The organism is Sporichthya sp., assembly GCF_013815995.1.
In the GTDB taxonomy this organism is placed as follows: domain Bacteria; phylum Actinomycetota; class Actinomycetes; order Sporichthyales; family Sporichthyaceae; genus Sporichthya.
Window position 1 is genome coordinate 1 of record NZ_JACDFE010000140.1, and the last position, 11,899, is coordinate 11,899.

Annotated in this window: 9 protein-coding genes; 3 read left to right on the forward strand and 6 right to left on the reverse strand. The window is 68.9% G+C overall.

What is annotated here, in order from left to right; translation table 11 throughout:
- Positions 1-55 precede the first annotated feature (55 nt).
- Positions 56-721, reverse strand: coding sequence for a hypothetical protein (locus H0X00_RS15500; RefSeq protein ID WP_293772609.1), 666 nt, complete (start codon positions 719-721; stop codon positions 56-58).
- 114 nt (positions 722-835) lie between these two features.
- On the opposite strand from H0X00_RS15500, the gene uvrB reads away from it, so the two are divergent.
- Both uvrB and H0X00_RS15510 read left to right on the forward strand, forming a co-directional pair.
- The gene (gene uvrB, locus H0X00_RS15505) at positions 836-2,968 is read left to right on the forward strand and encodes an excinuclease ABC subunit UvrB (protein WP_293772611.1); all 2,133 of its coding nucleotides are present in this window, start codon (positions 836-838) and stop codon (positions 2,966-2,968) included.
- Positions 2,969-3,017: 49 nt separating this feature from the next.
- Entirely contained in the window at positions 3,018-3,575 is a 558-nt protein-coding gene (locus H0X00_RS15510) for a hypothetical protein (protein WP_293772612.1), read from the forward strand.
- A gap of 29 nt (positions 3,576-3,604) precedes the next feature.
- Here the strand turns inward: H0X00_RS15510 and H0X00_RS15515 are convergent, their stop codons facing one another.
- Together H0X00_RS15515 and H0X00_RS15520 are read right to left on the reverse strand one after the other, a co-directional pair.
- Positions 3,605-4,384 carry a TIGR03084 family metal-binding protein gene (locus H0X00_RS15515; RefSeq protein ID WP_367186655.1) on the reverse strand — a complete coding sequence of 260 codons (780 nt, stop codon included), beginning with the start codon at positions 4,382-4,384 and terminating at the stop codon, positions 3,605-3,607.
- Between the two features lie 113 nt (positions 4,385-4,497).
- Positions 4,498-5,283, reverse strand: a complete 786-nt coding sequence (locus H0X00_RS15520) for a maleylpyruvate isomerase family mycothiol-dependent enzyme (protein WP_293772614.1) — start codon at positions 5,281-5,283, stop codon at positions 4,498-4,500.
- Positions 5,284-5,424: 141 nt separating this feature from the next.
- Between H0X00_RS15520 and H0X00_RS15525 the strand changes: the two genes are divergently transcribed.
- Positions 5,425-6,834 carry an aldehyde dehydrogenase family protein gene (locus tag H0X00_RS15525; protein ID WP_293772616.1) on the forward strand — a complete coding sequence of 470 codons (1,410 nt, stop codon included), beginning with the start codon at positions 5,425-5,427 and terminating at the stop codon, positions 6,832-6,834.
- A 136-nt stretch (positions 6,835-6,970) separates the two neighbouring features.
- On the opposite strand, the gene H0X00_RS15530 is transcribed toward H0X00_RS15525, so the two are convergent.
- The 3 genes from H0X00_RS15530 to H0X00_RS15540 form a co-directional block, all read right to left on the reverse strand.
- Entirely contained in the window at positions 6,971-8,143 is a 1,173-nt protein-coding gene (locus H0X00_RS15530; protein WP_293772618.1) for an acyl-CoA dehydrogenase family protein, read from the reverse strand.
- A 94-nt stretch (positions 8,144-8,237) separates the two neighbouring features.
- The gene (locus H0X00_RS15535) at positions 8,238-9,797 is read right to left on the reverse strand and encodes an AMP-binding protein (RefSeq protein ID WP_293772620.1); all 1,560 of its coding nucleotides are present in this window, start codon (positions 9,795-9,797) and stop codon (positions 8,238-8,240) included.
- Between the two features lie 60 nt (positions 9,798-9,857).
- A complete protein-coding gene (locus tag H0X00_RS15540; RefSeq protein WP_367186656.1) occupies positions 9,858-11,849 on the reverse strand; it encodes a biotin carboxylase N-terminal domain-containing protein in 1,992 nt (663 codons plus the stop codon).
- Between the last annotated feature and the right edge of the window lie 50 nt (positions 11,850-11,899).

Sequence of the window (11,899 nt, forward strand, 5' to 3'; positions counted from 1 at the left end):
CACCGGGAGCCCCGGTGGGCGGCTGTCGCGCGGAGGATCACTAACGCAGCCGAGCTCAGTTCGAGCGACGGCGCCGCAGCGTCTGCGCGCCCACGATCGCGCCGGCGAGTGCCATGGCCGTCAGAGGGAACGCCACGTCGGTGGCGCCGCCGCTCAGGCCGCCACCGCCGGTGTCCACGCCGCCGACCCCACCGGGGCCGTCGTCCTCGTCCGGCTGCCCGACGCCGCCGACGGTGCCCGGCGGCTCCGGGTTGTTGCCGCCGGGGCAGTTGATCTCGAACACTTTACTCTTCGAGCCGTCAGTGGTAGTGACGGTAACTTTGTACCGCCCGTCGGGCAGTGTGTGGTCAGTCTTCTCGAGCACCGGAGTCCGGCCGTCACCGCGGGGCCGCCCGTTGTCCGGACCGGCGGTGAAAGAACCGGGAGTCCCCTCGGGGTCGCCGCTGTTCGCCCCGCCCTGAACGGTGAACGAGTAGCTGATCACCTGGTTGGAGTCGAAGTTGAAGCCCGCCAGGTAGAAGGCGCAGATGGGCTGCTGGGACTCGCTGGCGTTCCGCTCGAACGGTGTGCCCGGCTCATGGACCTTGAGGGTGCCGTTGTTGCCGGGCGCGTCCGCGGCGGCGGCGGTACCCGGGAGGGCGATCGGCAGCACCAGGAGGGCGGCGACCGAGGCCAGCCCGGCCAGGCGGGCGCTCCGGAGCGTCGGCGAGTGGTTAGGCATCTGGAAGTTTCCTCGCAGCTGGGGGTGGATTGACCGTCGTGTCGGCAATGTACCGCTTTTGCCCCATTCCACGTGACAGAAACGCTGTCGGTCCCGGCACGTACCGTGGGCCCCGTGCGACCCACCACCGACCTTGAGCGCAGCACCGCGCCGTTTCGCGTCATCAGCGACTTTCAGCCCTCCGGTGACCAGCCGGCCGCCATCGATGAGCTGGAACGGCGGGTTCGCGCGGGTGAGCAGGACGTCGTGCTGCTCGGCGCGACCGGGACCGGAAAGTCGGCGACCACGGCCTGGCTGATCGAGCGCCTGCAGCGCCCGACGCTGGTGATGGCGCCGAACAAGACCCTGGCCGCCCAGCTGGCCAACGAGTTCCGCGAGCTGCTGCCGAACAACGCGGTCGAGTACTTCGTCTCGTATTACGACTATTACCAGCCCGAGGCCTACGTCCCGCAGACGGACACCTACATCGAGAAGGACAGCTCGGTCAACGACGAGGTCGAGCGGCTGCGGCACTCCTCGACGAACTCGTTGCTGACCCGCCGGGACGTCATCGTCGTGGCCTCGGTGTCCTGCATCTACGGCCTCGGCACCCCGCAGGAGTACGTGGACCGGATGGTCCGGCTCTCGGTCGGCGACGAGGTCGACCGGGACACCCTGCTGCGGCAGTTGGTCACCATGCAGTACACCCGCAACGACCTGGCCTTCACCCGCGGCACGTTCCGGGTCCGCGGCGACACCCTCGAGATCTTCCCGGTCTACGAGGAGCTCGCCATCCGGCTGGAGTTCTTCGGCGACGAGATCGAGCGCGCGATGACCCTGCACCCGCTCACCGGCGAGGTCATCGCCGAGAACCAGAGCATCCACGTCTTCCCGGCCACCCACTACGTGGCCGGCCCGGAGCGTATGGAGCGGGCGATCAAGGGCATCGAGCTCGAGGCTGAGGACCGGATCGCGCAGATGGAGAAGCAGGGCAAGCTGTTGGAGGCGCAGCGGCTGCGAATGCGCACCACCTACGACATCGAGATGATGCGCCAGGTCGGGTTCTGCTCCGGGATCGAGAACTACTCGCGGCATATCGACGGCCGCGAGGCAGGGACTCCGCCGCACACGCTGCTCGACTACTTCCCGGACGACTTCCTGCTCGTGATCGACGAGTCGCACGTGACGGTGCCTCAGATCGGTGCGATGTACGAGGGCGACATGTCCCGCAAGCGGACCCTGGTCGACCACGGCTTCCGGCTGCCGTCGGCGATGGACAACCGGCCGCTGCGCTGGGAGGAGTTCGTCGAGCGGATCGGGCAGACGGTCTACCTGTCCGCGACCCCGGGGCCGTACGAGCTCGGCAAGGGTGACGGCGTGGTCGAGCAGATCATCCGCCCGACCGGCCTGATCGACCCGGAGATCGTGGTCAAGGCGACCAAGGGCCAGATCGACGACCTGGTGCACGAGATCCGGATCCGGGCCGAGAAGAACGAGCGCGTCCTGGTCACCACGCTGACCAAGAAGATGTCCGAGGACCTCACCGACTACCTGCTTGAGCTCGGCATTCGGGTGCGCTACCTGCACTCCGAGGTGGACACCCTGCGCCGGGTCGAGCTGCTCCGCGAGCTGCGGCAAGGCGTCTATGACGTGCTGGTCGGCATCAACCTGCTGCGCGAGGGCCTGGACCTGCCCGAGGTCTCCCTGGTCTCGATCCTGGACGCCGACAAGGAAGGCTTCCTCCGCAGTGGCACGTCGCTGATCCAGACCATCGGCCGCGCAGCCCGCAACGTCTCCGGCCAGGTCCACATGTACGCCGACAAGGTGACGCCGTCGATGGAGAAGGCCATCGACGAGACGAACCGGCGCCGCGCCAAGCAGGTCGCCTACAACACCGAGCACGGCATCGACCCGACTCCGCTGCGCAAGAAGATCGGCGACATCCTCGACTCGATCGTCCGGGAGGACGCCGACACCGCCGAGCTGATCGGGGGAGCGGGCCGCCAGCGCAGCCGCGGCAAGACGCCGGTCCCCGGACTGTCCTCGAAGGTCAGCGCCAAGGCCGGCTCCGAGGTGGGGCGGCACGCCGCCGACCTCGCGGACATGCCGGCCATCGACCTCGCCGAGCTCATCCAGCAGCTCACCGACCAGATGCACGCCGCGGCCGCCGAGCTGCAGTTCGAGCTGGCCGCCCGGCTTCGCGACGAGATCCGTGAGCTCAAGCGCGAACTACGAGGCATGCACGAGGCCGGTTCGGCGCGGCGTTGATCCGGCGCTGATCCTCACCCGGAGCAAGATCGCTGGGTACGCTTCCCGGATGTACAGAGGTCGGCTCCTCGCCGCGACAGCGCTGACGTTCGCCCTGCTCACCGGCGCTTCCGCCTGCGGCGGCGACGACGATGAGAAGAAGGCGGACGAGAACCAGGAACCGACCGAGTTCGGCGACCTCAAGCCCGAGGACGTCCGGGCCTCGCCGGCCGAGGTGGCCGACGGCTTCCGTGAGCTGGACCGCTACGCCGCCGACGTGGTCGCCAAGCTCGGCGTCGACGAGCCCGCCGCGGAAGAGGCGCAGGAACGGCTGCTCACGATCTGGGAGAGCATCCTCGGCACCGTGAAGGCGAACGACGGGTCCGCCTACGACAAGCTCGACACCGCGCTCTCGCTGCTGATGACCGTCCGCGGCGCCGACGACAAGGCCGGCGCGCAGGAGGCGGCCGACACGGTCGAGGAGACCGGCGCGGACTACCTCAAGCGCTTCCCCGGTACCGGCTCCGCGGCGCCGAGTTCCACCTCGTCACCGTCGACCTCGTCGGAGTCCACCGACGGCTCGGACGCTGACCAGAACGAGGACGCAGACCCCCCGATCAGTTACTGACTGCTCGTTGGCGGGGAGCGGCTGACGAATCAGGCGACCGGCGCCGGGCGACCCGGCCCGGCGGCACCGGCGAACGCTTGGGCGATCGACAGCCAGGCGTCGGCCGCGGCGCCGGTGACCTCCAGCTTGGTCTCGTCCCGGTGCCGGCGCTGGATGACGAGCAGGCAGAAGTCGAGCGCGTCGCCGGTGACGCGCTCGGCGGCATCCTCCGGGCCCCAGCTCCAGATCGAGCCGTCCGGGGCGTTGAGCTCGACCCGGATCGGCACCTCCGGCACCGGCAGCTCGCGGATCGCGAAGCTGTAGGCCCGGGCCCCGACGCCGATGTGCGCGATGTGCTTGAGCCGCACCGACGGCTCGCGGAGGACGCCGAGTGCGTCAGCGATGTCCTGCCCGTGAGCCCAGGTCTCCATGATCCGTGCGGTCACGGCGGAGGCCAGACTCATCGACGGGCCGTACCAGGGCACGCGGTCCTTGGGGTCGCGCTCCCCGGTCTCGGTGATCAGCGCGATGCGGGCGCGCCGGAACCAGGCGTGCAGCTCGGGGATCGGCAGGGCGCGGTACTCGCGCGCCAGTCGGTCCGGGAAGTCCATGCCCGCTTCGATGTGGGCCTTGGCCTCGGCCGTGAAGCGTTCGGGCTCCAGCACCGAGGTGATCGTGGCCTCGTCGAAGAAGGCCAGGTGGGAGATCTGGTCGCGGATCAGCCACCCTTCGGCCGGGGTCGGCTGCTCCCAGGCATCGTCCGGCAGGCCGGCCAACATCTGCTCGATCACTTCGGTCTCGGCTGCGAGATCGGTGACGAGCTCGGACATCAAGGCGGCCACGAATGGTCCTTCCGGTGGAGACGATCGATCCTTCGGCCCTCGTCGCCGGGTGCCTTGGCGAGTCTGACGAAGAGTCAGTTCTGCGTCGGATCCTTTGTGGTTCAGATGATCCGCATGGAGTCCAGGAACTTGATGCCGATTTGGTCGTCACCCTTGATGGCCACACCGGCCTCACGCCACGGCTCGCGGGCGGTGCCCCAGACCGGGAAGCCGGCGGCCGGGCCTTCGATGGTCGCGGCAGCGCCGGGGGTACCGCCGGCGGTCACCTTCACCCGCTTCTTGCCCGGCGCCACGGTCCAGGTCCCGCCGGCCGGGCCGACCAGGCTGAACTCGACGGGGGACTGCAGCCAGTCGAAGCGGTCCCCGCTCATCACCGACAGGCCGGCCATCATCCACTCGAGCGAGACCCCGAGTTGGTTCTCGTCCTGCGGCGGCACCGTCCGACCGAGGGCGACGGCGATGTCGTACCGCGCGTGCAGGCCGTGGTCGAAGACAAAGGCACTGGTCAGCATCTTGGCCGGGTAGGCGCCGACCTCGGCGACCCGGACCGGCAGCGAGCGCACGCCCGGCGCCTGGACGACCTTCATCGCCGGCGCGACCCGGTTGCCCCACACCTCGTACTCGCGCAGCAGCTTGGCCGGCTCCCAGGACTTCCGCTTCTCGGCGTCCCGGTTGTTGGCCTCTTCGATGTCCTTGCCGGCCAGCAGCTTGAGCACCCAGGGCGTGAACGTGCCGTGGCAGGCGGCGCCCATGTGGGAGACGACGTCGCGGACCGCCCAGCCCTCGCACTTGCTCGGCGCGGCCCATTCGTCGTCGCTGAGGTCGTGCAGGAGGGCAAGAATCTGGGGTCGATCGGTCTTGAAGGCCGCAGCCCTGTCCAATGCCATGGGGCAAGTTAACGGCTGATCACGTCTGTCGTCAACGCTGCGTGGGTGCTGCGTAGGTGGCAACCGCCAGAACTCAGCGGTAGGATGACGGAAGAGTTATCTACCATTAACAGTCTCAGCCGATTTTCGAGGATGGATGCGATGACCTCAGTCGCCGACCGGTCCACCGAGAGCGCCGCCACGGACCCGGGGGCCCAACTGGCAGCCGACACCGTCGCCAAGCTCCGGGCCACCTTCGCCACCGGGCGCACGCTGCCCCTGGAGTGGCGTAAGCGGCAGATCGAGGGCATCGGCCGCCTGGTCACCGAGCGCGAGGTCGAGATCGCCGATGCGCTCGCCGCCGACCTCGGCCGCACGCCCCACGAGGCGTGGTTCGGCGATGTCGCGTCGACCAAGGGCGAGGTGGAGTTCGCGCTCAAGCACCTCAAGAAGTGGATGAAGCCGACCCGCACCCGCGTGCCGCTGACCGTCCTGCCCGGCAAAGCGGCCTACCGCTACGAGCCGCTCGGGACCGTCATGGTCATCGGGCCGTGGAACTACCCCTTTTACCTGACCCTCAGCCCGCTGATCGGGGCCCTCGCCGCGGGCAATACCGTGGTGATCAAGCCGTCCGAGCACGCGCCGGCCACCTCGGCCGCTCTGGCCCGGCTGATCCCGGAGTACCTGGACTCCGAGGCGGTCATCGTCGTCGAGGGTGAAGCGTCGATCACGCAGAAGCTGATCGAGCAGCGTCTCGACCTGGTCTTCTTCACCGGCGGCACCGACATCGGTCGCCGGATCGCGGAGGCCTGCGCCCCGCACCTCACCCCGGCCATCCTTGAGCTCGGCGGCAAGAGCCCAGTCATCGTCACGAAGAACGCCGACCTGGAGGTCGCCGCGCGCCGGATCGCCTTCGGCAAGCTGTTGAACTCCGGGCAGACCTGCGTGGCGCCGGACTACCTGCTGGTCGATAAGTCTGTCCGCGAGGAGTTCGTCAGCAAGCTCAAGGCCACCCTCACCGAGTTCCAGGGTGGATCCACGGCCCCGCAGAAGATCGTCAACGACCGGCAGTTCTCCCGTCTCGCCGGAATGTTGGAGGGCCAGGACATCGTGGCCGGCGGCAACCCGGACTCCGGCGCCACCACGATGGAGCCCACGGTCGTGCTCAACCCCGACCGGCGTTCTCCGCTGATGCAGGGTGAGATCTTCGGCCCGATCCTGCCGATCATCGACATCACCTCCCTCGACGAGGCGATCGCCTTCATCAACGACGGTGAGAAGCCGCTCGCGGCCTACATCTTCAGCAAGAACAAGGCCGAGCAGATGCGGGTGATCGAGGAGGTGCCGGCGGGCGGCGTCGTCGCGAACCACATCGCGATGCAGGTCCTCACCCCGCAGCTTCCGTTCGGCGGCGTCGGCCACAGTGGCATGGGCGCCTACCACGGCAAGTGGGGGTACGAGGCGTTCAGCCACCGCAAGGCGACGCTGCGCATGCCCTCGCGTCCCGACCTGAAGATGATCTACCCGCCGTACAGCGAGCGCGACAAGAAGATCCTGCGCAAGCTGGTCTGAGATCGTCGGTCGCCGCAGCCGTAACCGCCTTCGGGACGGGCTCCCGCTCGCTGGCGCTCGCTTTTGCGTGTCCTTCGGCCACGCGGGTCGCCTTTAGGTCCCTCAGGCGGTCACGGCTGCGCCGCCCTCCTTAGGCCTAATACGACTTCGGCAGGCCGAGGCTGTGCTGGGCGATGTGGTTGAGGATCATCTCCCGCGACACCGGGGCCACCTTGATGAGCCTCGCGAGGCCCCAGAGGTGGGCGATGCCGTACTCGGTGGCGAGGCCGTTACCGCCGTGGGTCTGGATGGCCTGGTCGACGCACTTCATGGCGGCGTCGGCGGCGGCGAACTTGGCCATGTTGGCGGCCTCGCCGGCGTCGCCGCGGCCGTCGTAGAGCTCGGCGGCGCGGTAGGTCATCAGCCGGGCCAGCTCGAGCTGGATCTTGGACTCGGCCAGCGGGTGGGCCACGCCCTGGTGGCTGCCGATCGGCACCTTCCACACCACGCGCTCGTTCGCGTAGCGGACGGCCTTGTCGAGCACGTGGCGGCTGATGCCGTTGCACAGCGCAGCGCCGGTGATCCGCTCCGGGTTGAGCCCGTGGAAGATCTGCTTCAGCCCGTCGCCGGGGTTGCCGACCAGACGGCTCGCGGGGACGCGGACGTCGTCGAAGCTGAGCAGGAACTGCTTCTCGGGCAGCACGATCTCGGTCGGGATGTGGGACTTTCCGAGGCCGGCCGCGTCGGTGTCGACGATGAACAGGGCGAGCTGGCCCTTACCGGTGCGCTCGTCCGTGCCGATCTTGGCCACGACGAGCATCGCCTGCGACTCGTCGACGCCGGAGATATAGATCTTCGAGCCGTTGAGCACCCAGTCGCCGTCCGGCTGCTGGACCGCGCGGAGCGAGAGGTTGTGCGAGTTCGACCCGGCGTCCGGCTCGGTGATCGCGAAGCACATCCGGAAATCCGGCTCGGTCCAACGCGGCAGCCATTCGGCGCGCTGCTCGGCAGTGCCGTACTCGGCGATCACGGGGCCGCAGATCGCGGAGTGCACCACCATCAGCAGCAGGGGAGCACCGCCGGTGGCGATCTCCTCGCAGACCACGGCGAGCTCGGACAGGCCGGCTCCGCCGCCGCCGAACTCCTCGGGCAGGTTGACCGAGGTGAAGCCGCCCTTGACCACGGCCGCCCACAACTCGTGGGTCGGTTCGCCCGAGGCGGCGTGTTCGCGGAAGTAGGTTCCGCCGAACGGGGCGACCGTCCCGGCGATGCTCTTGCGGAGCAGCACGCGCTCCACGTCGTCGTTGTCGATCGTGGACTGCGCAACCATGAGCGGTCCTCCCATGCGGTTACTACTGCCGGGTACACCCTAGGCCCGCATGTGAATACGCGCTAGTTACAGCATCGTCTAGTTGCAGTGCTGTCTAGTTGATAGCGCGGTCCTTGCCCGCCCAGTACGGCGCGCGCAGGTCCTTCTTCAGCACCTTCATCGCACCCGAGAGCGGGAACGGGTCGATGCGGAAGTCCACCGACCGCGGCACCTTGTAGCCGCCGATCGAGGTCCGGGCATGCGCGATGACGTCGTCGGCGGTGAGGGCCGAGCCCTCCTTGACCACGCAGATCGCGTGCACGGCCTCGCCCCACTGCTCACTCGGGATGCCGATGACGGCGACCTGGATGACCTCGGGGTGCGAGCCGATCGCGTTCTCCACCTCGACCGAGTAGATGTTCTCGCCGCCGGAGATGATCATGTCCTTGGCCCGGTCGACCAGGAACAGGTAGCCCTTGTCGTCGAGGTAGCCGACGTCGCCGCTGGCGTACCAACCGCCGCGGAAGGCCTTCTCGGTCTCGGCGGGCAGCTTGAGGTAGCCCTGCATGAAGTTGCCACCGCGGGCGTAGACCTCACCGGCCTGGCCGGTCGGCAGGTCGTTGCCGTCCTCGTCGACGATCTTCAGGTCGATGCCGGCGAGGGCGCGGCCGCAGGAGCCCAGGCGCGACCCCTCGCGGTGGTCGGCGTCGGTGAAGAAGGTCAGCACGGTGGCCGCCTCGGTCATGCCGTAGCCCTGGTAGATCCCGGTGTCCGGCAGCATCGCCAGGAGCTTCTCCAGCAGCGACTTGGGCATCGGCGAGGCGCCGTAGATCAGGCGCTTGATGGAGGAGATGCGCTCGGGGGCGAACTCCGGATGGTTGACCACCATGCCGATCATCGTGGGTACCAGCACGGTGACCGTGCAGTTGTATTTCTCCACCGCGGCCATGAAGCCGGCCGGCTCGAACATCGGCTGGATGACGACCGGTACGCCGAACATCGCCGCGCCGACGACACCGAGCATGCTCGCGCCGTGGAACATCGGGGTGGAGACGATGTAGGCGTCGTTCGGCTGCCACGGCACGGTCATCGCGATGTGGTACTGGTTCAGCACCTCGGCGCGCTGGTCGAGCATGACGCCCTTGGGCTTGCCGGTCGTGCCGCCGGTGTACATGACGACGCAGAGGTCGTCCTCTTCCGGCACCTCGGGCCACACGTTGTCGGCGCCGGCGAGCAGGTCCTCATAGGTCAGGTCGGCCGCGCCCTCGCCGCCCCCCATCAGCACGACGTGCTTGAGGCCCGCCGCATCGCGGATCTTCTCGATCATCGGGGCGAAGGTGGAGTCGACGAAGCAGACGCTGGTCTCCGCGTCCTGCAGGACGTAGATCAGTTCCTCGGCGGAGAACCGGAGGTTGAGCGGGTTCACCACGAAGGCGCCGAGGAAACCGGCGTGCCAGAGCTCGAGGTACTCGATGCTGTTGATGCCGAGGACCGTGACCCGGTCCTTGAGGCAGATGCCGAGCTTGGTGGACACCGCGTCGCACAACCGGGAAACCCGGTCGGCGTGCTCGCCGAAGGTCCGCTGCTCACCGGTGGCAGCGTTGATGAAGCCGATCTCGTCCGCCCCTCGCTGCCAGGCGGGCAGGAGTGTGCGGGCGAAGACGAGTTCCTTCATGGCGTGACCTTCCTTGGAGTCCGGGCGGCAGTCCCCGGACAGGTGCCCCGGCGGAAGAGACTATTCCGCCGCCGGATCGCTCAGCTCAACGAGAACGGTGCCGCGCTCCACCTGAGTTCCCGCGGTCACGTTAAGAGCGGTGACGACGCCGTCGCCGGGGCTGGTGATGGTGTGCTGCATCTTCATCGCCTCCAGCACCAGCAGGGGCGTGCCGGCGGTCACGGTGTCGCCCTCGGCGACCATGACCCGGACCACGGAGCCGGGCATCGGGGCGATCAGGCCACCGGCCGGAACGCTGGACCCGGGGGCCGGCAGCGGGTCGACGACGCTGAACGCCGAGGCGCCGCCGACACCGTCGACCAGTGCACCGTCCAGACCGCCAACGCCGGTCAGGTGCACCCGGTAGCGGCGGCGGACACCGCCGATGGTGGCGTCCACGAGTTCAGAGCCGGCGGAGTGGATCTCCACGATCACCGGTTTGCCGTCGACCTCGATCACCGGGGCGCCGCGCTGCAGGTTGTAGGCGACCTTGATCGGGTCGCCCTCGCCCTTGAGCTCGACAATCTCCAGGGTGGCGCGGTTGTTGCGCCACCCGATCGGCAGGCCGGGCTGCACCGAGCGGTCCGCCGCCCGGCGCGCGGCCAGCGCGATGGTGGCGATCACGGCGTGCTGACGGTGCGTCGGTTCGTCGGTGAGCGGGGCGGTCAGGCCCTCGACCCGATCCAGGAAGTCGGTGGTGGTGTCACCGGCCAGGTACTCCGGGCTGCGCAGGATGCGGACCAGCAGGTCGCGGTTGGTGGTGATGCCGTGCAGGCGGGCCCGGGACAGCGCGTCGGCCAGGCGCCCGGCGGCGGCACTGCGGGTGGGGCCGTGCGCGATCACCTTGGCGATCATCGAGTCGTAGTACGGGGAGACCTCCGAGCCGGTCTCGACCCCGGTGTCGACGCGGATGCCGTCGCCACCGACCTCGAACAGGTCGAAGGTGCCCGAGACCGGCAGGTAGCCCGCGGCCGGGTCCTCGGCGCAGAGCCGGACCTCGATGGCGTGCCCGGTGATCGTGGGGTTCATCGCCTCCGGCGGCAGAGCCTCGCCGCGGGCGACCGCGATCTGCAACTGCACCAGGTCCAGCCCGGTGATGCACTCGGTCACCGGGTGCTCGACCTGCAGGCGCGTGTTCATCTCCAGGAACGCGAAGGTGCCGTCGTTGCCGGCGATGAACTCGACGGTGCCGGCGCCGCGGTAGTCCACCGCGCGCGCGGCCTTGATCGCGGCCTCGAGGAGCTTGGCGCGCCATGCCTCGTCCACGACAGGCGAAGGAGCTTCCTCCACGACCTTCTGGTGTCGGCGCTGGATCGAGCACTCGCGCTCGAACAGCGCGGCCACCTGGCCGTGGGCGTCGGCGACGATCTGGACCTCGATGTGCCGGGAGGGCGAGATGTAGCGCTCGATGAACACGGTGCCGTTGCCGAACGCGGCGACGGCCTCGCGCTGCGCGCTCTCCACGGCGCTGAGCAGTTCGTCGGCCGAGTTGACGATGCGCATGCCGCGCCCGCCGCCGCCGGCCGAGGCCTTGATGATCGCGGGCAGACCGATGCCGGCCAGTGCCGCCTGCAGATCCTGCGCGTCCCCGCCGGCAGAGACGTCGGTGACCGTGACGCCCTGCAGGGTCGGGACGCCGTTGGCGGCCATGATCTCTTTCGAGGTGACCTTGTCGCCCATGCTGCGGATGGCCGCGGGCGGCGGCCCGATGAAGGTCAGCCCGGCCTTCACGCATTCCTCGGCGAAGTCGGCGTTCTCGGACAGGAAGCCGTAGCCGGGGTGGATCGCGTCGGCGCCGACCTTGGCGGCGGCGTCCAGGATCAGGCTCGCGACCAGGTAGGTGTCCGCGGCCGCGGTGCCCTCCAGACGCACGGCCTCGTCGGCCTCCTGGACGAACAGGGAGTCGGCGTCGGCGTCGGAGTAGACGACCGCGGTCCGGATGCCCAGCTCGCGCGCCGCGCGGATGACCCGGCGGGCGATCTCGCCACGGTTGGCGATCAAGATCTTTTGCATGACGCTCTTTCCGCTCAGGACGCTGGTACTCCGGGGGCGTGGGGGGGGGG

Coding starts and splice junctions, on each gene's coding strand:
- H0X00_RS15500 (WP_293772609.1), bottom strand. CDS start 721: ATGCCTAACCACTCGCCGACGCTCCGGAGCGCCCGCCTGGCCGGGCTG.
- H0X00_RS15510 (WP_293772612.1), top strand. CDS start 3,018: ATGTACAGAGGTCGGCTCCTCGCCGCGACAGCGCTGACGTTCGCCCTG.
- H0X00_RS15515 (WP_367186655.1), bottom strand. CDS start 4,384: ATGTCCGAGCTCGTCACCGATCTCGCAGCCGAGACCGAAGTGATCGAG.
- H0X00_RS15520 (WP_293772614.1), bottom strand. CDS start 5,283: ATGGCATTGGACAGGGCTGCGGCCTTCAAGACCGATCGACCCCAGATT.
- H0X00_RS15525 (WP_293772616.1), top strand. CDS start 5,425: ATGACCTCAGTCGCCGACCGGTCCACCGAGAGCGCCGCCACGGACCCG.
- H0X00_RS15530 (WP_293772618.1), bottom strand. CDS start 8,143: ATGGTTGCGCAGTCCACGATCGACAACGACGACGTGGAGCGCGTGCTG.
- H0X00_RS15535 (WP_293772620.1), bottom strand. CDS start 9,797: ATGAAGGAACTCGTCTTCGCCCGCACACTCCTGCCCGCCTGGCAGCGA.
- H0X00_RS15540 (WP_367186656.1), bottom strand. CDS start 11,849: ATGCAAAAGATCTTGATCGCCAACCGTGGCGAGATCGCCCGCCGGGTC.